This is a genomic window from Flavobacterium glucosi (assembly GCF_048286535.1).
Classification (GTDB): Bacteria; Bacteroidota; Bacteroidia; order Flavobacteriales; family Flavobacteriaceae; genus Flavobacterium.
The window spans coordinates 180,848-203,268 of sequence record NZ_JBLVPK010000002.1; the positions used below are offsets into that span (position 1 = coordinate 180,848).

Consider the following 22,421-nt stretch of genomic DNA (forward strand, 5'->3'; position numbering starts at 1 on the left):
CATGTTAAATTTCGAATTATACAACCCTACTAATTTAATTTTTGGAAAAGGTCAAATTGAAAAACTTTCTACTTTAGTTCCACAAGGAGCAAAAATCCTTCTAGCTTATGGTGGCGGGAGCATTTTTAAAAATGGAATACACGAACAAGTAATCAAGAACCTGAAAGGTTTTGATATTGTGGAATTTGCTGGAATAGAAGCAAATCCGCATTTTGAAACATTGATGAAAGCCGTAACTATTATTAAGGAACAAAATATCGATTTTATTCTTGCTGTCGGTGGAGGATCTGTAATTGACGGCGTAAAATTCATTTCGGCTGCGGCACACTTTGACGGAAATCCAATAGACATTCTTCAAAAAAGAATAATGACTACTGATTTAACTACGATTGTCCCTTTTGGAACCATTCTAACTTTACCCGCTACAGGAAGCGAAATGAATTCCGGCGGAGTAATAACCATTGAATCTACCCAAGAAAAATTATCATTTGGCGGTAGCGCCTTGTTTCCTAAATTTTCTATTTGCGATCCAACGGTAATTGAATCTTTACCAAAAAGACAATTGCAAAATGGCGTTGTTGATGCCTATACCCATGTTTTGGAACAATATCTAACCTATCCGCACGAAGGATATCTTCAGGATAGAATTGCCGAAAGCATTTTACAAACCTTGATTCAAATTGGCCCTGATGTTGTTGGGAATCCAAAAGATTATGCTTTGGCTTCTAACTTTATGTGGAGTTGTACCATGGCTCTAAATGGATTAATCCAAAAAGGAGTTCCTTCGGATTGGGCAACACACATGATTGGTCATGAATTAACGGCTTTGTATGGAATCGATCACGCCAGAACATTGGCGGTTGTAGGTCCAAATTTATACCGAGTGATGTTTGAAACTAAAAAAGGAAAATTGGCACAATATGGAAAACGTATTTTCAATTTAACTGGAACTGAGGATGAAATCGCTAACGAAGCCATCAATAAAACTGTTGAATTTTTCCATACTATGGGAATGGAAACTAAATTATCCGATTATACGAAAGACTTTGATAAAACGGCTGATTTTATCGTCAATCGTTTTGAGGAAAGAGGTTGGTTAGGATTGGGAGAAAAACAAAATATCACTTTAGAAAAGGTGAAATCTATTGTTGAAATGAGTTATTAATTCAAATAACTAGACTACTAATTGAAGCAGTTTAAATAAAAAGGCGTTCTCATTTTTTGGGAACGCCTTTTAAAATTCTAAATATAACTAACTAACTCAATTCTCATTATTTTGTTAAATAATTAAACAATAAACAACAATAACGAAATAGCGGTATTTATATTGTGTTAAAAAATTAAAAAATTAAAATTATTTTTTACACGCTACAGTCTGAGTATTTCCAATACGTTTAAAAATCAACCTTCTTAGTCTAATTTTATTTGTACAATCAGTACTTTTTTAAGTACTTTTGATTAAATTCAATAAAAAAATGGCTGATAACATAAAATTCGCAGTAATAGGTGGTGGAAGTTGGGCGACAGCGATAGCAAAAATGTTATGTGTAAATCTTACCGAAATTTCATGGTACATGCGTAATGAAGCTGCTATTGAACACCTTAAAACGTACAAACACAATCCAAACTATTTGAGTTCTGTAGAATTCGACATCAATAAACTAAAACTAACCAGCGATATCAATGAAGCTGTAGCATATGCCGATTACATCATTTTTGCAATTCCATCTGCTTTTTTAGATGGTGAGTTAGAAAAATTAACGGTTTCATTAAAAGATAAAATCATTTTTTCTGCAATTAAAGGAATTGTTCCGGAAACGAGTTTAATTGTGGGAGAACATTTCCATGTAAAATATGATATCCCTTATTACAACATTGGTGTAATTACTGGTCCCTGTCATGCCGAAGAAGTAGCAATGGAACGCCTATCGTATCTGACTATTGCCTGTGGCGATCCCGATAAAGCAAAAATGGTAGCTAAAAATTTATCTGGAAATTACATCAAGACTAAAATTACAGATGATATCATTGGAACGGAATATGCAGCCATGCTTAAAAATATTTATGCCATTGCAGCGGGAATTGCTCATGGCTTGGGTTATGGCGATAATTTCCAATCAGTATTGATGAGTAATGGGATTCGAGAGATGAAAAAATTCATCAAGAAAGTCCATAAAATGAAACGTAACATCAATGATTCAGCATATTTAGGCGATTTATTGGTTACGGGCTATTCAATATTCTCCAGAAACAGAATGTTCGGAAATATGATTGGCAAAGGCTACACAGTTAAATCAGCAATGATGGAAATGAGTATGGTTGCCGAAGGATATTATGCCGCAAAAAGCGCCTATAAACTAAATCAGGCTTATGGTGCCAAAACACCAATTATAGATGCCGTTTACAGTATTTTATACGAAGGACAGAACGCTAAATCAGTGTTTAAAAAACTTACCGATAAGCTCGATTAATTCAGCTAATGATTTAACACAAAACAATCACTACATGAGCGAAAGATGGAAATACCAGATAAAAACTGGTGGAATTTGGGGTGTATTTATGACGGTTTTCAATGTATTATTCGACATTAAAGAAATTCCTTTTTCAGAACAGGTTGCCACACCTAATTTTTATATTCGCGCAGCTGCTTATATCCTTGTAGGGGTATTTGTTTTAGGGTATTTTACCTGGAAATCCAAAGTTAAACAACAAAGCAGCTAAATAATTTCAGGAGTGAAAGATGGAAATACCAGATTAAAACTTTGGGATTTGGGGAGGATTTTTTCCTTATGCTTGTCCGTTTTTGACCTATCCAAACTGTCTTTTGAAGATACTTTTTTGCCCAAAGAATCCTACTTCGAACACTTTATTTCGTTTTAGTAGGGATATTAAATTGGAAGAAAAGAGTCAAATGCGAGAATAACGAAACTATCTCACAATAACCCCGTCAACAAATAAAATAGGCACTTCTTCAACGAAAACCTCATGGATGGAATGTGCTTTGAAAATGAACTTTTTATCGTATAATTTGTCTCCAATAAAAAACGTTAGCATGAACTCATTATTGAGTACCAAAACACTTTTTTCGATCATTTCAATTTTCACCACGGAAACTGGTGGCACTGCTACAAAAGCGTGACGCAGAAGTGATGTTTTTTTCATTTCACCGTCAATAGTTCCAAAAGCTTTGGAAACCACCATAACACTTTCGATTAAATAATCGCTATCATTTACTAAATAAGCATACCATACTTTTTCCATAAAATCGTCACTCCATTCTTGAACTACAGCAAGAAAAACGTTTTCTACTTCGGGGATAATGATGTCTTTTTTCATAAGTTAGTGGTAATGTCTAAAGTCTTAAAGTTATAAAGTCGAGTGAAAATCTAAAACAGGTATTTCTTTCGACTTTTGACTTTATACTTTTGACTAAATTGAGGATTTGAATTGCTCCAAGAAACGAACGTCATTCTCATAGAACATACGGATATCACCAATTTGATACAACAGCATGGCAATTCTTTCGATTCCCATCCCGAAAGCAAAACCATTGTATTCATCTGGATTGATGCCGCAGTTTTTCAAAACGTTTGGATCTACCATTCCGCAACCCATGATTTCTAACCAACCCGTTCCTTTAGTGATTCTATAATCGGTTTCTGTTTTCAGACCCCAATAAATATCAACCTCAGCGCTTGGCTCAGTAAATGGGAAATAGGACGGACGCAAACGGATTTTTGATTTTCCGAACATCTCTTTGGTGAAATATAAAAGCGTTTGTTTTAAGTCAGCAAAAGAAACGTCTTTGTCAATATACAAACCTTCCACTTGGTGAAAAATACAGTGCGAACGGGATGAAACAGCCTCATTACGGAATACTCTTCCCGGAGAAATCGTACGAATTGGAGGTTTATTTTCCTCCATATAACGCACCTGAACAGATGATGTGTGCGTACGCAACAAAATATCAGGATTTGTTTGAATGAAAAACGTGTCTTGCATGTCACGCGCCGGATGGTATTCCGGTAAGTTTAATGCGGTAAAATTATGCCAGTCGTCTTCGATTTCAGGACCTTCAGAAACGTTGAAACCAATGTTCGAAAAGATATCTATAATTTGGTTTTTTACCAATGAAATAGGGTGACGAGAGCCAATAGTTATTGGTTCTGCCGAACGCGTCAAATCGCCATAAAAACCTTTGATTTCTTCTTTACTTTCTAAAGCTTCCTGTATGGTTTTTACTTTATCTTCGGCAGACGTTTTAAGCAAATTGATCACTTGTCCGAATTCCTTTTTTTGGTCGTTAGGTACGTTTTTAAATTCCGCAAAAAGGTCTTTTAAAAGCCCTTTGCTTCCCAGAAATTTAATTCGGAATGTTTCTAATTCAGCTGTATTTTGCGTTGAAAAAGCTTGTGCTTCACCAATATATTCTTTTATCTTATCTATCATTTTCATCCAATAATTGAGAGTGCAAATTTAGGGAATTTGTTCCAAGTATACTCTTAAAGTTTAAAGTTTCCATTCTAAATTGTTAGATTCCTTTTTACCGCTGTTCTGCTTCTTTTTAAATCCTATACGTTCATTTAAATAGGGTGATTTTAACTGTAACTATTGTATTAGTTCTCTTTCCAAAAAATAATTGACAATGGCTTCTTTCATCAAAACAGATTGTTCTCCTGCTTTTAGCGGAGGCAATTCCTCTTTTACTTTGTAATGAGGCCATCCTTCTTCATCAAAAAATTCAAATTCATAGAAGCCATAAGGTTCTAATAACCTGCAAATCGCAATGTGCATCAGGTTTAATTTTTCGTCTTTTTTGTATTCACTGTGTACTTTTCCGAGTTCCTGCACGCCAATTAGATAAATGATAGCGTCGAGATCTAAATCCTCCCCTTGAGAGAATTGATTGGAAAGTATATTTACAAGCTGTTCCCAGCGTTCTTTAAGTTGTGTGTCTCTTGACATTTCTTTAATTATGAGTTATAAATTATGAACTATGAATCCATAATCTATGAAATTATTTTGCGCAAAGATAAGAACTTGAAAATTGGCAATGGTAAAGAACAATTCTTTTATATTTGCACTTTTATTTTTCTTAATTAAGTATCATGGGATTTTTAGATATTATTTTGGGTGTATTGCTCGCTTTTGCTTTGTATAAAGGCATTAGAAATGGTCTTTTTGTAGAATTAGCTTCTTTGGTTTCGCTATTGGCCGGAATTTATTTTGCCATAAAGTTTTCGTCATTTATCAAAGAAATCTTAGCCGGATTTGTCAAATGGAATCCCAACACTATCCAAGTAGTAGCTTTTATTCTCACGTTTATCACCGTGGTAGTGGTAGTACCACTATTAGGAAAGTTTCTGACCGGAATAGCTGACTTTGCCTTTTTAGGATGGCTGAACAAGTTAGGCGGCGGTTTCTTTAGGGTGCTAAAAACAATTTTAATTATCAGTATCGTTTTTGCAGTTTTCGAAAAAATAAATTACAATCATATTTTAGCCAAAAAAGAAACGCTGGACAATTCTCTTTTCTACAATCCAATCCAAAAAACAGCGGGATTCATGTATCCTTCACTAAAAGAATGGTATAGTAGTTTGAAGAAGAAGTAATCAGTGATCCGTTTGCAGATGGTAGTTTTCAGAAATACTGAACACTAAAAACTGACCAATGCCATCCTATTGCTTCACTTCCTTAATCGCGTTACTCTCCATCCAGCCTTCGGTTCCATCGGTCAGTTGTACTTTTTTCCATTTTCCGATGGTTTCCCCCACATAGACTTTTGTTCCTTCGTGCAGCACAAATATTGGCTGACCGCCATCTCTGGGTTCGCTCTTTACATTGGTCCTTTCAGCAAAAACGATGGCTGGCTTTTCGTTATCAAAATGACTTTTTTCAAAAACTGTAGCTGAAACACTGATTAGAATTAGAAAAAAAAGTACAAACATTCCAAAAAAGAAAATCCTTTTTGACAGTGTAATTTGTGAAAAATAATACCCGATAAAAAACAACAGGAACGCCATTGCCAGTCCAACCGAAATCCAGGCCCACGAATTGTAATGATAGATTCCCGTAAAATCCCGAATCAGCTTTGCAAAACCAACTTTTGGGATTACTTTAATTTCATCGATAGTCCGTTTTTGAGCGAATTTTAAGTTGTTGATCGCATCGGTATTATTGGGATTTAAAACCAATGCTTTTTCATAATTGTAAATAGAAGGCGCTACTTTATTCAACTTATAATACGCATTTCCTAAATTAAAATACAATTCAGAAGAGTGTTTACTTTCTGTCAAAACACTTTCATAAGCCGTAACTGCTTCATTATATTTTTCGTTTTTATACAATTCATTTCCTTTTTCAAAACCACTTTGGGCAAAGAAAATTTGGGTCGAAAGTAATAATATATAAAGTATGTTTTTCATTTTAATGTTATAAGTTGTCGATTAACCATTCTTGCAAATCTACGTGAGATTGCTTTGCCGCGTACCTCGCAACTCCTCGCAATGACATCGGTGGTTAAGCAATCTGTTTTTCTAAGTCTGAAATAATCACTACCGCTTTATCAAAATCCTTTTGTATTGTAACACTTGATGATGGCGCATATCGTGCGATTTCACAGTTCTCCGTAAGTGCAATAAAATCAATTACCGCTTCAGGATTCGCATTTCTGGACAACAACAATTCTTGAATATTATCTTTACTCATTTCTGAAGTTTCAATATGCAACTTGGCTTTCAAGAAATTATGCATCGCTCTTTCCAGCGCAATGTAAAACAGTTCTTTGTTATTGATTTGTTTCTTGGCTTCCGATAAATATTTCTTCGCCAATCTATTATTCATTCGAATTCTGTTTCCGGTAATATCACCATCAATAGCTTCTTTTTTCTTTTTGAATAACACAATTAAAGGCAGCATTAAAAAAGGGAAAAAGAACAATCCATAAAATAAAGTAGAACCAAAGAAATCCTTCTTATTGATCGTCAAAAAGTTGCTTTTCAACTTTATAAATTTAAATTCCTCTACTTTGTCCGTTGCATTCTTGTTTGCATCCGCACCAGAAGCTGCTGTCGCATCAGTAGGCAAAGGACCATCGAGAACATTAATCATGATCTCTGGAGAACTTAGCGTTTTATAGGTTTTGGAACCCAAATCAAAATACGTGAATTTTAATGGTTTTATCGGGTAATTCCCTCTGTACTGTGGAACGATAGTGTAACTGTCTGAAATTTTTCCAGCCATTCCTGACAGCGGAGTATTGACCTCTTCGCTATGAACTGCTTCGTACATTTCCAGCGCATTGGGAGCAATCGGTTTTGGTAAACTGAATAATTTCAGATTTCCTTTTCCGGTTACACTTACTACTAAATCCAGACTTTCTCCATTTTTTAAATTGGTTTTTGATGGTGTTACTTTGAAATCAAAATTTCCAACAGCTCCCGAGAAATCTTCTGGTTTCCCAGCTTCGGGAAGAGCCTTCACATTTATGGTTTTAGCTCCTGCAGAAACCCTCTTGCTGCCTTGGGTGACAACCATTCGACCAAACATATCGCGACGATTCGACGGCAATTGAACATCAATATCTAATGACAATGGTTCAATGACCAGTTTTCCTGATTTTTGAGGATACAAAACTATTTTTTTAAGTACAATAAAACGGTATTGCTCCCCTTTAAACATACCTTCTTCAGCAACAAACTGTTTTATATCAATATTCTGACTCCAGAAATCATTGTATTTTGGCTTACTAACTTCGTTAGAATTTGTGATTCCGATATTGTTAAAATATAATTTATAAACTACCGTAATGGGTTCGTTTATATATGGATTTGTTTTAGAAATATCGGCAACTAAATAGAGATTTCCATCTGCTGAAACACTGGTGTCATTTGGATCTCTAGGCTGTTCCGTTGCGGCGGTAACATTTATTTTTATTGGCGATGTTTTATAGATTTGCCCGTTGTATTCGATTGCGGCTTGCTTGATAACCAATGTCCCTTTTTGATTTGGCAAAAGAAAATAAGAATATATTTTCTCAAAAGAACTTCTTCCGTTCACCCAAGACTGACTCACTTGCTGGCTTGGACCGGCAATAATTCTAAATCCTTCAAAAGATGGTTGGACAAAATTATCTCCATCTACATTCATCATAAAATCGATACGAAGTCTCTCGTTTATTCCTAGCGTAGCTTTACTGACTCTAGCCTCAAATTGTACTTGAGCACTCAGTAAATTGCACACCATTAAAACTAGTACTGCTATAAATCTTTTCATTTTCAAATTGTCTAATTGAACTACCAATCTTTCTCCGTCTTAACTGGTTTTCCTTGTACTTTTTTGGCGTTTACTTTATCCTGTACCTTCTTTTCTTCTTTATTCACCGCATTCAACAGGTTTTCTAGACGTTCTTTAGAAATACCTCCGGGAGCTGGTTTTGGCTCTCCATTTTCATTTGGTTTAGGCTCTTTATTTTGTTTGTCTTTATCGCCCTTATCGTCTTTCTTTTCTTTATCCTTATTGTCTTTTTTATCCTTTTCCCCGTCTTTCTTATCGTCTTTTTTGTCTTTATCGCTCTTTTTATCGTCTTTTTTATTATCATCCTTTGGAGGATTTTCTTTCAGCATTTTTTTTGCCAAAGCATAATTATAACGCGTTTCTTCATCTGTTGGATCATTCCTCAAGGCGTTTTTGTAGGCCTCAACCGCTTGTGTGTAATCCTTTTCATTCATAAAAACATTTCCTAGATTATGAAAGGCTCTGTGTTTTTGCGGTCTTGTTTTTGAATTTTTCAATGCTTTAGCATACGCAAATTTCGCTTCCGAAGATTGTTTTTGCTTGTAAATAGTATTTCCTAAATTGAAAGGTGCAGTCGCTTTATTAGGAAATTTTGAATCCGAAATTCTATAATTAGCTTCGGCATCTACAAATTTATTTTCGACATATTCTTCGTTCGCTTTAGGCAATATTCTATCTTTCTGTTGTGCGTTTGCAACAAAAGAAAAAAGCAATAACAGGTATAAAATTATGTTTTTCATTGTGTTTTTAAATGTAAGTATTAAAGTATACGGTTAGTTTCTGTTCCAATAAAGGAGCGCAACGCGATACTTTACTCTTTATACTTTTTTATTCTCGTTAAATAAATTCAATTTGTTTACCCAACTTGTTTTTCTTTCCAAAAGGAAAATATCCAGAAATAAGAAAACAAAAGCAAAACCTAAAAACCATTGAAATTGCGATTGAAAATCAGCCATTTCTGTCGCTTCAAATTCTGTTTTTTGAATATTATTCAATGCATTCTTAATATATTCAAGCACTTCTTTAGTGTTATTTCCGTTTACATAACCGCCTTTTGTCGCTTTAGCAATTGCTGTAAGGCTTTCTGGAACTCGTTTTGTTATAACGACCTCATTGTTATTATCTCTTTTGAAACCTTCGACAATTCCATTCCTTTTCAATGGAATCGTGCCTCCTTTTTCAGTTCCAACACCAATTGTAATGATTTTAATTCCTAATTTATTTGCCTCTTCCGCTGCTGCTTCTGCACCTTCATTATGATCTTCACCATCAGAAATCATAATCAAAAGCTTGCTCGTTTTTTTATCATCAAAATACGTTGACGATAATTTGATTGCCTCGTTGAATGATGTTCCTACAGAGGAAACCATATCCGTATTCATGCTTTGCAAAAACATTTTTGCAACGCTATAATCCGTAGTAATCGGCAATACCGGGAAAGCGCTGCCGGCGTACGCCACAATTCCTATTCTATCGCTTCCCAATTGATTGATAATTTGCGAAACTATTTGCTTGCTTTTATCCAGACGGTTTGGCGCTACATCTTCGGCAAGCATACTTTTGGATACGTCTATTGCAAAAACAATGTCAATTCCTTCTCGTTTTACGGTTTCCATTTTGGTACCCATTTTTGGATTCACCAATCCAAGAATTAATCCGGTCAATGCCAAAAGCAATACTCCTAATTTCAAAACCGGTTTAAAAACAGAACTTTCCGGGCTCAGTCTTTTTACCATTTCTAAATCTCCAAATTCGCGTTGTTTTTTTCTTTTCCAATATAAATTGGCCAGAAAAACCAACACCAAAAGTGGCAGTATAAAAAGAAGGTATAAATATTTTTTTTCGTCTAATTCCATTATTTTTCTTTTAGTCTCAGTTCATAATTAAAAACTGCAACTGTCATTATATAAAGCTTTTAAAAACTGTATTTCGCAATCCTAATTCAAACAATAATAAAAAACCAGCCAACCATACAAATGGTCTGAATTTTTCATCATAATCATAAAATTTTAATTCTTCGATTTCAGTGGTTTCTAACTTGTTTATTGTTGCATAAATTTCGGCTAATTTGCTGTTGCTCGTTGCTCTGAAATATTTTCCACCGGTATTATTAGCAATTTTTTTCATCATTTGCTCATCAATCTCCACTTTCATCATTTGGAAAAGAAATTTTCCATTTGGCGCAATAGCATAGGGAAACATCGCCATTCCGTTTGTCCCTATTCCTATTGTATATACTTTTATTCCGTATTGTTTCGCAATATCAGAAGCCGTATCCGGCTCAATAAATCCGGCATTATTTACCCCGTCAGTCATTAAAATAACCACTTTGCTCTTCGCTTTACTGTCTTTTAATCGGTTTACGGCTGTGGCCAATCCCATTCCAATTCCGGTTCCGTCCACTAAAACATTATCGTATTTTATACTTCTTATGGCATCCAGAATAACCGCTTTATCGCTGGTTACCGGTGTTTTTGTATACGCTTCCGAAGCATACACCACAAGCCCAATTCTATCGTTTGGTCTTTCTTCAACAAAGTCTGACGCCAATTTTTTAAGTGCTTGCATTCGATCCGGTTTCAAATCTTTGGCAAGCATACTTCCGGAAACGTCAATTGCCATAACAATATCAATTCCTTTAGTCGTTTTTGTTTTATTACTTACATCCACTGTTCTTGGTCTTGCCATGGCTACAATCAAAGAGCACAAAGCCAAAATTCTAAACACATTCAACATGGGTTTTAGCTTTGTCAAATAGGAATTAGAACCTTTAAATCCTTGTAATGAACTTATTTTTAATGTGGCTGATTGATGGTTCTTTTTCCGTAACAACCATACAATCGCTACTGGAATTAGAATAAACAACCAAAAAAACTCTGGGTTTAAAAAAGTTACTTTAGTCATTATTTACTTGTTTGTTTTAATTCGACAGAGTTCAAAACTCGTTCTGATATTTCATTTGCATAGGCATCACCTTCTTCATGAAAAAATAAAATCTGTTGTAATCCACCTTCTTGACTAAACAGCAATGCTTCATAATACATTTTTGCACTTGACTTATCGTCTCCATTAATTTGCGAAAAAGTACCGTATGCTTTAATGCCTTTAACGCCTTCTTTGGTTTCGAATTCCTCTTGCTTCACAATCATATTTTGGGCGCCTTGAGCTTCCATTGATTGCAATATTCCATCCATCGATTTAGTCAAATCTATTTGTGTCTCCTGTTTAAATTTTAAAGTAGAAACCATCAGATAAAAAGGATCCAAAGCACTTCCATACGCAAAAGACTGCATTTCTTTGATCAAAGCCATTCCATCTTTAGGAAGTGTTTTTGTCAAATCTACTCTCTTAAGCACTTTTGGTGTTTCTATAATAACTCCAGGATTTCCATAATCACTTTTTACCCATTCTCCTTCCAATAATTCTTTGGTGGGATGACCAATTATATTGTCTTTTACATAACTAAATCCTTTGGTTACAATGAAAAAAGTAGTGGTTGCGGCTAATAAAAAAACAACAACGGCCACAGCAGTAACAATTCGCTTGTTTCTTTGTTTGCGCAATTGAATTTGGATCTGTTTTTGTCTTTGCGCTTCATTCAACAACACATCTTCCTCAACTGGTACTTCCACAGGAATAGAACTGTCTAATGTCAGAATTGCTTTTTGAATCTTATTTCGGTCCTCCGTGATTTCAAAATCCAGTGGCTTTGACTTGGCAAATTTTACTAAATCGGCTTGCTTCAAAACACGCTCCAGATTTTCGATAATTTCCTGTGAAAGGGTCATTTTCTTTTTGACAGAAGCCGCTCTAAGTCCTTGAATCAATTCCGAAGTAGTGCTTTCCATCGCTGGAATTTCTATGGCTTCTTCAATATAATTTCTGGCAATATCTGTCAATTCACTATAATAGGCTTTGACTTCTCCTTTTTGCCAAAGTTCTTTTTTCTCCAATGTATCCAGCAAACTGGTGGCTTTCTCAATTGGCGTTTTATAAATTTCTTCGAGTAATTTCTTTTCTTGGCGTTTTTTAATAAACCAATAAATAAACGCTCCAATGCCAATAATCAAAGCAAAAATCAACAGGTATTTCCACCAGTCGCCTATTGGATTATCCGCTGGAGCAATGTCCTTAATGTCGAACATTTTTTGTTTCAAAGTATCCACTTCGACATTTGCCACTTCAACCAACAGTGAATCCGTCATAAACGGCTTGCTGTCGATAAAAATCTTGATACTTGGAACAACATATCTACCGGAATCAAACTGGGTTAAACCATATTTTTTGATTAATTCATACCGGCCATCCATTTTTATAGTATCAATAGGATACGACTGAATCACCTCTAAAGCACCAAAGTTTTTTAGTTTTGGAAAAATAACTTTAGACGAAGTATCTACAGTCGTTTTTATGGACAGTTTAAATTCGGCACCAATTTTATTTTTAATCGTGTCAATACTTGTGACTACCTGCTTTTGTTGTGCAAAAACAGCAGTCGAAAGCAGCAATAATAGTAGGTATAATTGTTTTTTCATCTTTTATTATTGAACCCTTTATCTCGATTTAAAATAACTCAGCAATTTTGTCACATAACTCTCATCAACTCGTGTATTTACAACACCGGAACCTGATTTACTGAATGTTTCTTTGAAATAAATTACTTTATCATGGTACTGTTTTTCATAATTCATTCGCACTGCTTTCGAGCCGGTATTTATCAATTCGACTGCGCCGGTTTCGGCATCAAGCATAGAAACCATCCCTAAGTCCGGCATTTTTTCTTCTCGAATATCGTACACGCGAATGCCCGTTATATCATGTTTCTTGGATGCTATTTTTAATGTTTGCTCATAATCGTCCGACATAAAATCAGAAATCACAAACACAATTGCTTTCTTTTTCTGGGTTCCCGATAAAAATTTCAAGGCCTGGGCAATATCTGTTTTACGACTTTTGGGCTGAAATTCTATCAATTCCCGAATAATCCGCAGCACGTGCGATCGTCCCTTTTTTGGAGGGATATACAATTCAATCTCATCCGAAAACAAAATCAACCCTATTTTATCATTGTTTTGTGTTGCCGAAAAAGCCATTGTTGCGGCAATCTCCGTGACAATATCTTTCTTGAATTGGTTTTTCGAACCAAAACTTTCAGATCCTGAAATATCTACCATTAACATCATGGTCAATTCCCGTTCTTCCTCAAAAACCTTTACATGCGCTTCGTTGTATCGTGCGGTAACATTCCAATCAATAGCACGAATATCATCGCCGTACTGGTACTGACGCACTTCACTGAACGTCATTCCGCGTCCTTTGAAAGACGTGTGGTATTCCCCCGAAAAGATGTGATCGCTCAATCTTCGGGTTTTGATTTCTATTTTCCGGACTTTTTTTAAGAGGTCTTTTGTATCCATTTTTAATTTGTTTAAAGTTTAAAAGTTCAACGTTCCAAGTTTGTAATCCAACAACTTAAAACTTTAAACATTAAACAAACTTTAAGGTACTTCTATTTCGTTTACGATTTTGTTAATGATATCAACCGAAGTAATATTTTCGGCTTCCGCTTCATAAGTAACACCAATTCTGTGACGCAATACATCATGAACTACAGCACGAACATCTTCTGGAATTACATAGCCGCGACGTTTGATAAAAGCGTAACATTTTGCGGCAGTCGCTAAATTAATACTTCCACGTGGGGAGGCTCCAAAACTGATTAATGGTTTTAAATCGGCCAATTTGTATTTCTCCGGGTACCTTGTGGCAAAAATAATATCAAGGATGTATTTCTCTATTTTTTCATCCATGTATACCTCACGAACCGCTTCTTGAGCACGCAAAATTTGCTCTACTGAAACTACAGGATTTACTTTCTCATAACTTCCTTTTAGGTTCTGACGAATCACCAAACGTTCGTCTTCCATTTTTGGATAATCGATAACTGTTTTCAACATAAAACGATCGACTTGCGCTTCAGGCAATTGGTATGTTCCTTCTTGCTCAATTGGATTTTGCGTAGCTAAAACTAAAAACGGTCGGTCTAATTTAAAAGTGGTATCACCAATGGTCACTTGCTTTTCCTGCATCGCTTCTAACAATGCCGATTGCACTTTGGCTGGAGCACGGTTAATCTCATCAGCAAGAACAAAATTAGCAAAAATAGGACCTTTTTTTATCGAAAATTCATTTTGCTTAATGTTGTAAATCATGGTTCCTACAACATCGGCAGGCAATAAATCCGGTGTAAACTGTATTCTGCTGAAAGATCCGTGTACGGCTTGGGAAAGGGTATTTATGGCTAATGTTTTGGCTAATCCGGGAACTCCTTCCAATAAAATATGTCCCTGACCTAAAAGACCAATTAACAAACGCTCTACCATGTGCTTTTGACCCACAATAACCTTATTCATTTCCATGGTGAGAAGGTCTATAAAAGCACTCTCTCTTTCAATTTTTTCATTGATTGCTCTGATGTCTAAAGTTGCTGTATTATCTTCCATTTTATTGTTTTTATAACCTTAAATTAAATGCCTTAGTTTTGAAGGTGCAAATTGAATTTTTTTTTAGAAGTAAGATGTTAAAAATTGGTTAAAACTTCAATAAAAGTCCTAATTTTAAGGATGTATTGTGATACAATTTTTATATTTTTAAGAACTTTGAAAAAACTACTTTGAAATAGCAGAATTATCAATTTTAATAAAAAATAAAAACAATGAATAAAACAGAATTATCGCCTATTGTAGCTGGTGTAATGAATTGGGGTGTTTGGGATAAAAATCTCAATACTAAAGAAATGGAAAACATGATTAATGTGTGCTTAGAGAATAAAATTACCACTTTCGATCATGCCGATATATATGGCGATTACACCACCGAATCTGATTTTGGAAAAGCCTTTGCCTCGAGTAAAATTGACAGAGAAAAAATGCAATTGATATCCAAATGTGGGATTCAAATGGTGACGGAAAACCGCATCAATACTATAAAACATTATGAATATTCAAAAGATTACATCATCTGGTCTGTTGAGAATTCCTTGAAAAATTTACACACTGATTATTTGGATGTTCTTTTACTTCACAGGCCCAGTCCTTTGATGCAAGCCGATGAAATTGCCGAAGCCGTTTTAAAACTAAAATCGGATGGGAAAATTATTGATTTTGGACTTTCTAATTTCACCACTACGCAAACAGAATTGATACGTCAGAAAACAGAAGTTTTGTACAATCAGGTCAAATTTTCGGCCACCAACTTCGAACCTATGGTTGACGGAAGTTTTGATTATATGCAAACCAACAACATCCGTCCAATGTCCTGGAATCCACTTGGCATCACTTTTAGGCAAGATATTTCGCAAACCAGACGTTTGAAAAATTTACTGGCAAAATTAGTTTCAAAATACCATTTAGGTTCGGATACGATTTTACTTTCGTGGATTCTTAAACATCCTGCTAGAGTTATTCCCATTGCAGGAACGGTAAATGTAGCCCGAATTCAATCCTTGATGAAGGCTGTTGAATTAGAATTGGAACAAGAAGATTGGTTTGCCATTTGGTCAGAGAGCATGGGTAATAATGTGGCTTAAAATTAGATTTCAGGCTCCATGTTCAGTCAAAAAAATTTAGATGCAGCAACTGCTAAATCTATTCTACATATAAAAATTAGAAAAAGTAAATTTATCGTATTTAATGTTTTTATGAGACATTAATCCTAAATATAATACAATAAAACACATGAATAAAATAGCCTTAATAACTGGTGCCACCAGCGGAATTGGTAAAGCAACAGCACAAATATTAGCTAAAAATAATTATAAAATTATTCTTTGCGGCCGCCGCCAAGACCGATTATCAGTCCTAGAAAAAGAACTTCGGGAAATTACAGAAGTCCATACTTTATCCTTTGATGTTCGCGATAAAAATGCTGTATTTGAAAGCATCAATTCCTTGCCGGAAGCCTTTTCTAAAATTGATGTCTTAATTAATAATGCCGGCAATGCACACGGGTTAGACCCCATACAATCTGGAGATTTAGACGATTGGGATGCGATGATTGACATCAATGTAAAAGGGCTATTATATGTTTCGAAAGCTGTAATACCGCAAATGATCGAACGAAAATCGGGTCACATCATCAACATTGGTTCCATCGCCGGAAAAGAAGTATACCCAAACGGAAACGTCTATTGTGCCTCCAAACATGCTGTTGATGCCTTGAATCAAGCCATGCGAATGGACTTAAATCCTTATGGGATTCGGGTGGGCGCCATTAATCCCGGAATGGTGGAAACGGAGTTTAGCGAAGTGCGTTTCAAGGGCGATACAGACAGAGCTGACAATGTTTACAAAGGTTTTGAGCCATTACATCCTGAAGATATTGCTGACATCATTCATTTTGTAGTTTCCAGACCGTATCATGTAAATATTGCCGATTTGATGGTGCTACCAACCGCACAAGCTGCAGCAACTATTTTAAAAAGAGATTGATTATTGTTAATTTTTTATTTCTATTATTATTTATTAACCCTTCAAATATGGCGAATTACAATTCTTTTGAGGAAATGGGAATCTATCAATTAGCTAGAGAACAAAGTAATCACGTTTGGCATTTAATTCAAAACACAACTCTTGGTCAAGATTATAAATTAAGGGATCAAATCAATGGGTCTTCTGGGTCAGTTATGGATAATATTGCTGAGGGTTTTCGCCGGGGAGGAAACAAAGAATTTATTACTTTTTTGAGTTATTCAAGAGGTTCCTGTTGTGAAACAAAAGCACAATTACAAAGGTCCTTCGATAGAAAACACATCAACGAAGAAAACTATTTGGAGTTAACTTTAAAATCTCAAATTATAATCGACCAAATTTCAAAATTTATGAATTTTTTAAAAAGTTCTGATAGAAAAGGATCAAAATATGATTAATGAATAAGCCTTAACAACAATAAAAAATAGAAATAAATAATAATCAATACCGATGATCAACAAACGCATTCTTATTAAAAACCTGCTCGCTCACAATGATGAGAGCAGTTTTTTTGACAAAAAGCGTCAGTTGAACTTGCATACACGGGAAGGAAAAGCAAAGTTTCTCAAACACATTTGCGCGCTCTCCAATTCAAACCCCACGAATAATTCCTATATCGTCGTGGGTGTTGAAGATCAAGACAATACTATTGTTGGGGATGACTTTTTTGACGACAGCCGGATTCAGAATTTAGTGAATGCCTATCTGGAAAATCCTCCAAAGATTCAGTACGAAAACGTGCCTTTCCCAAATTTGCCAAAAGATAAAGTTATCGGGCTGGTTACGGTCAAGCCAAAAAGCAAAACTTCCCATTTCAAAAAAGGAATTCACACAATTCCTGCCAATAGTATTTTCATACGAAGAGGCAGTAACACGATGCCAATTGAAGGCGAAATCGAAAAGAATTACCAGAACACGGAAACCGTAATTGGCATCGAAAACAACTCCCGAAACAGCATTGAATACACACTTGATGGCGTGATTGATTTCATGAATTTCAGGCACAAGGACATGGCGCCAAAGTATAAAGTATTCAAAGAATTATTCGTGATTTGCTGGGCAGGAATTGCCAAAAAATCCCGTGACAAAACCTATCTGTCGCGTGTGGATATCGAACTTATAAACGAACAAATCAAGTTATTCTATTCAGCTCAGGATGTAGTTGAAATCACTTTCGATGAAGATACTTTTACCATTATTGAATACGTTCCGTTAGGCTTGAATGATAAAACAAGCTACTATCCTTTAGAAAAACAAACGATTCATTTTCATGACAATGGGTATTACAAAATAGAAAGAGAAATGCTGTTTCAGCCACCGGAATTCAACAAAAAAATGCTGTTCCATATTTACAATGCCAATATGGCTTTGTTAAATAAACTCCAAAAAGGACTTTCGTTATCCGAGCGGGAACACAAAGATTTAGAAAACCTGCCTTCTACCTACATGATTTGCTACCTCAACGGTTTTGATGAAGCCAAACAAAAATTGATTGACGCCAAGCTGCTTTTGAAACCCTTTGCCCAAGTGTATTTGTCTTTTAAAGAAGCCTTGCGAATTTTAAGAAAAATGAAATATGATGTACAATAATTGCATCTATTCACAAAAATTTATCCCATGAAAAAAAGCAATACATCAGTATATATTGTATTTTCGAATGGATTATTTTCAGAATACGGGATTAACGAGGACCTATTCTTGATTCAAATTACGTCATTTGTAATAAGCACATAAAACACTATTGACTGCATCTAGTTTTAGAAATTTACACTGAATAGCACTCACTAACTTGATCTCAAATTCTTGGGTATTTATTGCTTTTTTGTTAATTTTTTTTAGAAACACAGCTAGCCGAAAGAGATAAAAACAATCCCTTCCTCTTGGTTTTAAGCGTTTGTCAGACAAATTAAGAATGACTTGAAATATTCATTATAAACGCTAAATCAAACTTAACAATTCCTTTAAAACTTGACAGATTATTTTAGCTAACAGCAGCGATAGTGCGAAGATTGCATCCATTGGAAAATAATTTTATTTTTGTAAAACTAAATTGAAATATCAAATAAAACAATCACTAAAAACAGTGATATTTTAGCTTTCTATTAATGCATTTTTAGTTTCAATTTTAGTAAAAAAAGACTCTTTAAAATAGAATACCTTTTTATTTAGTTAAAAAAGCGTAGTTCAGTACTCTTTTACCTAATTTTATAACTTGAAAAATAACACCCCTTTTTCTGTTATTTTTACATTAATAAAAGAACAAAGCATACATGAGAACACTTGTTATAGGCGATATACACGGTGGGTTGCGCGCACTACACCAAATTATGGAGCGAGCCAACGTTACTAAAAATGACACCCTGATTTTTCTGGGTGATTACGTTGACGGCTGGAGCCAATCCCCTCAGGTACTTGATTTTATTATTGATTTGAAAACCAAACAGAACTGTGTTTGTATTCGCGGAAATCATGATGATTTATTGCTGGAATGGCTTGACGAAAGCAAAGACAATCTGTTGTGGTACAAACATGGGGGCGAAGCAACTGTTGTGGCCTATGAATCAGTCAGCGTAGAAACGAAGCAAAAACATATTGAATTTCTAAAATCGCTAGAAAATTTTTATTTAGACGAGCAACGTCGTCTGTTTGTTCATGCTGGCTTCACTAATATGAACGGTGTCGATTTTGAATATTTTCCCGGACTTTTCTATTGGGACAGAACCTTATGGGAAACGGCTTTGGCTTTAGATAAAACCATGAGAACAGATGACATTTTCTACCCAAAGCGTTTTACCTTATACAACGAAATTTATATTGGTCACACGCCCGTTACGCGAATAGGCGAAACAACCCCAATTCAAAAGGCAAATATTTGGAATGTAGATACCGGAGCGGCTTTCAAAGGACCGCTGACTATTATGGATATTGACAGCAAGGAATTCTGGCAAAGCGAACCTTTAAACCAATTGTATTTTGACGAGAAAGGAAGAAATTAGATGTCCTATTTTCTTTAACCTATGCAATAAAGCAATCTATCACTTGTACACTAACACTTGTACATGCTTTATAATAAAAAAATCGGCTAAGTCTAACTATATTTGTTGGGACATTTTTAATTTTGTTATTGCTGTAGAAATAGTTTTTTTTTCAATGTGTATAACGGGTTAGACTACCGTACAAAGGCCATCATGTTTTTTCACTACGTTTCCAAGGAATTTTTAATACTAAAAAAGGCAATTTTAAAATTTCAAATTGCCTTTTTTAGTATGTTATAATTTGTTCCTACAAATCAAATTTTATTCCTTGTGCCAATGGTAATTGTGTTCCGTAATTAATCGTATTAGTTTGTCTTCTCATGTAGGCTTTCCAAGCATCAGAACCAGATTCACGTCCGCCACCGGTTTCTTTTTCACCACCAAAAGCACCACCAATTTCTGCTCCGGAAGTACCAATATTAACATTGGCAATTCCACAATCAGAACCCGATTGAGAAAGGAACAATTCCATTTCTCTCATGCTGTTTGTAAAAATAGAAGAAGAAAGTCCTTGTGGAACTCCGTTTTGCAGCGCAATCGCTTCTTCAATTGTGCTGTATTTCATTACGTATAAAATAGGGGCGAAAGTTTCTGTTTGAACGATGTCAAAATGATTTTCAGCTTCAATGATGCAAGGTCTTACATAACAACCACTTTCATATCCTTCGCCTTCCATCAATCCGCCTGCAACGATGATTTTTCCACCTTCTTTTTTGGCACTTTCAATCGCAGTCAGATAATCTTGAACAGCACCTTTATCGATAAGCGGTCCAACGTGATTATTCTCATCCAATGGATTTCCAATTTGTAATTGACCGTACGCATTTTTCAATACGCTTATGGTTTTATCATACACACTTTCGTGAATGATTAAACGTCTGGTCGATGTGCAACGTTGTCCTGCTGTTCCTACCGCTCCAAAAACAGCTCCCACCAATACCATACTAATATCCGCATGTTCCGAAACGATAATCGCATTGTTTCCTCCTAATTCAAGGATGGTATTTCCAAAACGCTCTGCAACGATTTTTGATACGTGGCGTCCTATTCTAGTTGATCCTGTAAAAGAAACTAACGAAATTCTTTTGTCATTATTGATTAAATCTCCTGATTCGTTTCCTGTAACCAAACAACTAACGCCTTCAGGAACGTTATTTCTTTTTAAAACTGTTTTGATAATATTCTGACAAGCCACTCCACATAAAGGCACTTTTGAACTTGGTTTCCAAATCGCAACATCACCACAAACCCAAGCAATCATTGCGTTCCAACTCCAAACTGCTACCGGAAAGTTAAACGCCGAAATGATTCCTACGGTTCCTATTGGATGGTATTGCTCATACATTCTGTGTAAAGGTCTTTCAGAATGCATGGTTAATCCGTACAATTGACGGGATAATCCCACCGCAAAATCACAGATATCAATCATTTCCTGAACTTCACCATATCCTTCTTGAAGACTTTTTCCCATTTCATAAGAAACCAGTTTTCCAAGAGGCTCTTTGAATTTTCTTAATTCATCTCCCATCTGACGAACGATATCCCCTCTTTTAGGAGCAGGAACCATACGCCATTCTAAAAAAGCTTCTGAAGCTTTTTGCATCGCTTTTTCATAATCTTCTTTAGAAGATGTTTTTACTTTTCCAATTAAAGTCCCATCTGCTGGTGAATAACTTTCGATGATTTTTCCGTTGGCAAAATTAGCTGCTCCAGTTGATGTTCCTTCATTTACCTCCTCAATCCCTAATTGCTTGAGGGCTTCTTTGATTCCGAATTGATCTGCTATTGTTATCATTGTAACTTTTTTATTAAAAATTGTTATATTTTTTTACAAATATATTGATTTAACGTGAAAAACTAAACATTGCTCCTTTTATTTTACGCTTTTTAGCCCCGATAGAAGTGGCATCCTTTTGCGGTCTCGTTTTTTTTTACGAGACCGCAAAAGATAGAACGTATAGCGGGAATAGCTCCCGATACTGAAATAAATTCAGCATTAAATTATTTATTGGCAACAAATCTAGGGTCGGTTTCCATCTTGGCGCCGCATTTTTTGCAGGTTTTCAATTGTTCTGAATTGTAAAAATGTTCAAAATGAGGCAAGAAATCATTCTCGATATTATGCAGTTCAAAATAAACCTCATGTAGCTTTTGATTGCAGTTATCGCAAAACCACAATAAACCATCTGTATAGCCTTTTCCAACTCTTTTTCGTTCGATGACAAGCCCTATAGAACCTTCGGAACGCACCGGAGAATGCGGAATTTTAGCAGGATGAAGGTACATATCACCGGCATGCAATTCCATTTCCTTGCGCTCGCCATCTTCTTGAATAATCACTTTGATGGAGCCTTCAAGTTGGTAAAACAACTCTTCGGTTTCATTGTAATGATAGTCTTTTCGGGCGTTTGGACCCGCAACAATCATGACGATATAATCACCGGATTCTCTGTACAAGTTTCTATTACCAACGGGTGGTTTTAGGAGATGACGGTTTTCGTCAATCCATTTATTTAGGTTGAAAGGTTTTGCTATTGCCATTTTTTCTGAAGTTCTAAGTTTC

The 22,421-nt window shown here is 35.4% G+C and carries 22 protein-coding genes; 9 read left to right on the forward strand and 13 right to left on the reverse strand.

Going from position 1 to position 22,421, the window contains the following annotated elements; genetic code table 11:
• The first annotated feature begins 1 nt into the window (after position 1).
• The 3 genes from ACNQGD_RS03915 (at position 2) to ACNQGD_RS03925 (ending at position 2,721) form a co-directional block, all read left to right on the forward strand.
• A complete protein-coding gene (locus ACNQGD_RS03915; protein WP_417998371.1) occupies positions 2–1,165 on the forward strand; it encodes an iron-containing alcohol dehydrogenase in 1,164 nt (387 codons plus the stop codon).
• A 310-nt stretch (positions 1,166–1,475) separates the two neighbouring features.
• Positions 1,476–2,471: an NAD(P)H-dependent glycerol-3-phosphate dehydrogenase gene (locus tag ACNQGD_RS03920; protein ID WP_417994735.1), complete on the forward strand. Its 996-nt coding sequence runs from the start codon at positions 1,476–1,478 to the stop codon at positions 2,469–2,471.
• 34 nt (positions 2,472–2,505) lie between these two features.
• Complete coding sequence (locus ACNQGD_RS03925) at positions 2,506–2,721, forward strand: hypothetical protein (RefSeq protein ID WP_417994736.1); 216 nt, start codon at positions 2,506–2,508, stop codon at positions 2,719–2,721.
• Positions 2,722–2,928: 207 nt separating this feature from the next.
• Here ACNQGD_RS03925 and ACNQGD_RS03930 read toward each other — a convergent pair whose 3' ends face one another.
• The 3 genes from ACNQGD_RS03930 to ACNQGD_RS03940 all read right to left on the reverse strand — a co-directional run bounded on the left by ACNQGD_RS03930 (position 2,929) and on the right by ACNQGD_RS03940 (position 4,965).
• Complete coding sequence (locus ACNQGD_RS03930; RefSeq protein WP_417998372.1) at positions 2,929–3,336, reverse strand: hypothetical protein; 408 nt, start codon at positions 3,334–3,336, stop codon at positions 2,929–2,931.
• A gap of 93 nt (positions 3,337–3,429) precedes the next feature.
• Complete coding sequence (gene pheS / locus ACNQGD_RS03935) at positions 3,430–4,449, reverse strand: phenylalanine--tRNA ligase subunit alpha (protein ID WP_417998373.1); 1,020 nt, start codon at positions 4,447–4,449, stop codon at positions 3,430–3,432.
• A gap of 159 nt (positions 4,450–4,608) precedes the next feature.
• Positions 4,609–4,965: a hypothetical protein gene (locus ACNQGD_RS03940; RefSeq protein WP_417994739.1), complete on the reverse strand. Its 357-nt coding sequence runs from the start codon at positions 4,963–4,965 to the stop codon at positions 4,609–4,611.
• Between the two features lie 143 nt (positions 4,966–5,108).
• Here ACNQGD_RS03940 and ACNQGD_RS03945 point away from each other — a divergent pair, with 143 nt between their 5' ends.
• Entirely contained in the window at positions 5,109–5,612 is a 504-nt protein-coding gene (locus ACNQGD_RS03945; protein ID WP_417998374.1) for a CvpA family protein, read from the forward strand.
• A 66-nt stretch (positions 5,613–5,678) separates the two neighbouring features.
• Here the strand turns inward: ACNQGD_RS03945 and ACNQGD_RS03950 are convergent, their stop codons facing one another.
• The 8 genes from ACNQGD_RS03950 to ACNQGD_RS03985 form a co-directional block, all read right to left on the reverse strand.
• Positions 5,679–6,425: a tetratricopeptide repeat protein gene (locus ACNQGD_RS03950; protein WP_417998375.1), complete on the reverse strand. Its 747-nt coding sequence runs from the start codon at positions 6,423–6,425 to the stop codon at positions 5,679–5,681.
• A 94-nt stretch (positions 6,426–6,519) separates the two neighbouring features.
• Entirely contained in the window at positions 6,520–8,274 is a 1,755-nt protein-coding gene (locus ACNQGD_RS03955; protein WP_417998376.1) for a BatD family protein, read from the reverse strand.
• Between the two features lie 20 nt (positions 8,275–8,294).
• Entirely contained in the window at positions 8,295–9,035 is a 741-nt protein-coding gene (locus ACNQGD_RS03960) for a tetratricopeptide repeat protein (protein WP_417998377.1), read from the reverse strand.
• 78 nt (positions 9,036–9,113) lie between these two features.
• Positions 9,114–10,151 (reverse strand): VWA domain-containing protein, encoded by a 1,038-nt coding sequence (locus ACNQGD_RS03965; RefSeq protein ID WP_417998378.1) that lies wholly within the window; start codon positions 10,149–10,151, stop codon positions 9,114–9,116.
• 46 nt (positions 10,152–10,197) lie between these two features.
• Positions 10,198–11,199 carry a vWA domain-containing protein gene (locus tag ACNQGD_RS03970; RefSeq protein WP_417994745.1) on the reverse strand — a complete coding sequence of 334 codons (1,002 nt, stop codon included), beginning with the start codon at positions 11,197–11,199 and terminating at the stop codon, positions 10,198–10,200.
• The gene (locus ACNQGD_RS03975; protein WP_417998379.1) at positions 11,199–12,830 is read right to left on the reverse strand and encodes a hypothetical protein; all 1,632 of its coding nucleotides are present in this window, start codon (positions 12,828–12,830) and stop codon (positions 11,199–11,201) included. The genes ACNQGD_RS03970 and ACNQGD_RS03975 overlap by 1 nt, the downstream gene beginning before the upstream one ends.
• 18 nt (positions 12,831–12,848) lie before the next feature.
• Complete coding sequence (locus ACNQGD_RS03980; RefSeq protein ID WP_417998380.1) at positions 12,849–13,712, reverse strand: DUF58 domain-containing protein; 864 nt, start codon at positions 13,710–13,712, stop codon at positions 12,849–12,851.
• A gap of 81 nt (positions 13,713–13,793) precedes the next feature.
• Positions 13,794–14,798, reverse strand: coding sequence for an AAA family ATPase (locus ACNQGD_RS03985; protein ID WP_417998381.1), 1,005 nt, complete (start codon positions 14,796–14,798; stop codon positions 13,794–13,796).
• A 212-nt stretch (positions 14,799–15,010) separates the two neighbouring features.
• Between ACNQGD_RS03985 and ACNQGD_RS03990 the strand changes: the two genes are divergently transcribed.
• From ACNQGD_RS03990 to ACNQGD_RS04010, 5 genes are all read left to right on the forward strand, one after another.
• The gene (locus ACNQGD_RS03990) at positions 15,011–15,883 is read left to right on the forward strand and encodes an aldo/keto reductase (RefSeq protein WP_417998382.1); all 873 of its coding nucleotides are present in this window, start codon (positions 15,011–15,013) and stop codon (positions 15,881–15,883) included.
• 148 nt (positions 15,884–16,031) lie between these two features.
• On the forward strand, positions 16,032–16,784 hold the full coding sequence (locus ACNQGD_RS03995) for an SDR family NAD(P)-dependent oxidoreductase (protein ID WP_417998383.1): 753 nt from the start codon (positions 16,032–16,034) through the stop codon (positions 16,782–16,784).
• Between the two features lie 47 nt (positions 16,785–16,831).
• On the forward strand, positions 16,832–17,221 hold the full coding sequence (locus ACNQGD_RS04000) for a four helix bundle protein (RefSeq protein ID WP_417998384.1): 390 nt from the start codon (positions 16,832–16,834) through the stop codon (positions 17,219–17,221).
• A 52-nt stretch (positions 17,222–17,273) separates the two neighbouring features.
• On the forward strand, positions 17,274–18,413 hold the full coding sequence (locus tag ACNQGD_RS04005) for an ATP-binding protein (protein WP_417998385.1): 1,140 nt from the start codon (positions 17,274–17,276) through the stop codon (positions 18,411–18,413).
• 680 nt (positions 18,414–19,093) lie between these two features.
• Positions 19,094–19,819 (forward strand): metallophosphoesterase family protein, encoded by a 726-nt coding sequence (locus tag ACNQGD_RS04010; protein WP_417998386.1) that lies wholly within the window; start codon positions 19,094–19,096, stop codon positions 19,817–19,819.
• A 286-nt stretch (positions 19,820–20,105) separates the two neighbouring features.
• Here ACNQGD_RS04010 and amaB read toward each other — a convergent pair whose 3' ends face one another.
• Positions 20,106–21,653: an L-piperidine-6-carboxylate dehydrogenase gene (gene amaB, locus ACNQGD_RS04015; RefSeq protein ID WP_417998387.1), complete on the reverse strand. Its 1,548-nt coding sequence runs from the start codon at positions 21,651–21,653 to the stop codon at positions 20,106–20,108.
• A gap of 206 nt (positions 21,654–21,859) precedes the next feature.
• The gene (locus tag ACNQGD_RS04020; protein WP_417998388.1) at positions 21,860–22,399 is read right to left on the reverse strand and encodes a 3-hydroxyanthranilate 3,4-dioxygenase; all 540 of its coding nucleotides are present in this window, start codon (positions 22,397–22,399) and stop codon (positions 21,860–21,862) included.
• Between the last annotated feature and the right edge of the window lie 22 nt (positions 22,400–22,421).

Bases quoted from the DNA above. Each gene is read 5' to 3' on its own strand.
- ACNQGD_RS03920 (WP_417994735.1), top strand. From the start codon at position 1,476: ATGGCTGATAACATAAAATTCGCAGTAATAGGTGGTGGAAGTTGGGCG.
- ACNQGD_RS03975 (WP_417998379.1), bottom strand. From the start codon at position 12,830: ATGAAAAAACAATTATACCTACTATTATTGCTGCTTTCGACTGCTGTT.
- pheS (WP_417998373.1), bottom strand. From the start codon at position 4,449: ATGATAGATAAGATAAAAGAATATATTGGTGAAGCACAAGCTTTTTCA.
- ACNQGD_RS03970 (WP_417994745.1), bottom strand. From the start codon at position 11,199: ATGACTAAAGTAACTTTTTTAAACCCAGAGTTTTTTTGGTTGTTTATT.
- ACNQGD_RS04005 (WP_417998385.1), top strand. From the start codon at position 17,274: ATGATCAACAAACGCATTCTTATTAAAAACCTGCTCGCTCACAATGAT.
- ACNQGD_RS03915 (WP_417998371.1), top strand. From the start codon at position 2: ATGTTAAATTTCGAATTATACAACCCTACTAATTTAATTTTTGGAAAA.
- ACNQGD_RS03960 (WP_417998377.1), bottom strand. From the start codon at position 9,035: ATGAAAAACATAATTTTATACCTGTTATTGCTTTTTTCTTTTGTTGCA.
- ACNQGD_RS04020 (WP_417998388.1), bottom strand. From the start codon at position 22,399: ATGGCAATAGCAAAACCTTTCAACCTAAATAAATGGATTGACGAAAAC.
- ACNQGD_RS03980 (WP_417998380.1), bottom strand. From the start codon at position 13,712: ATGGATACAAAAGACCTCTTAAAAAAAGTCCGGAAAATAGAAATCAAA.
- ACNQGD_RS03945 (WP_417998374.1), top strand. From the start codon at position 5,109: ATGGGATTTTTAGATATTATTTTGGGTGTATTGCTCGCTTTTGCTTTG.
- ACNQGD_RS04010 (WP_417998386.1), top strand. From the start codon at position 19,094: ATGAGAACACTTGTTATAGGCGATATACACGGTGGGTTGCGCGCACTA.
- ACNQGD_RS03965 (WP_417998378.1), bottom strand. From the start codon at position 10,151: ATGGAATTAGACGAAAAAAAATATTTATACCTTCTTTTTATACTGCCA.
- ACNQGD_RS03950 (WP_417998375.1), bottom strand. From the start codon at position 6,425: ATGAAAAACATACTTTATATATTATTACTTTCGACCCAAATTTTCTTT.
- ACNQGD_RS04000 (WP_417998384.1), top strand. From the start codon at position 16,832: ATGGCGAATTACAATTCTTTTGAGGAAATGGGAATCTATCAATTAGCT.
- ACNQGD_RS03990 (WP_417998382.1), top strand. From the start codon at position 15,011: ATGAATAAAACAGAATTATCGCCTATTGTAGCTGGTGTAATGAATTGG.
- ACNQGD_RS03940 (WP_417994739.1), bottom strand. From the start codon at position 4,965: ATGTCAAGAGACACACAACTTAAAGAACGCTGGGAACAGCTTGTAAAT.
- ACNQGD_RS03985 (WP_417998381.1), bottom strand. From the start codon at position 14,798: ATGGAAGATAATACAGCAACTTTAGACATCAGAGCAATCAATGAAAAA.
- ACNQGD_RS03995 (WP_417998383.1), top strand. From the start codon at position 16,032: ATGAATAAAATAGCCTTAATAACTGGTGCCACCAGCGGAATTGGTAAA.
- ACNQGD_RS03925 (WP_417994736.1), top strand. From the start codon at position 2,506: ATGAGCGAAAGATGGAAATACCAGATAAAAACTGGTGGAATTTGGGGT.
- ACNQGD_RS03930 (WP_417998372.1), bottom strand. From the start codon at position 3,336: ATGAAAAAAGACATCATTATCCCCGAAGTAGAAAACGTTTTTCTTGCT.
- ACNQGD_RS03955 (WP_417998376.1), bottom strand. From the start codon at position 8,274: ATGAAAAGATTTATAGCAGTACTAGTTTTAATGGTGTGCAATTTACTG.
- amaB (WP_417998387.1), bottom strand. From the start codon at position 21,653: ATGATAACAATAGCAGATCAATTCGGAATCAAAGAAGCCCTCAAGCAA.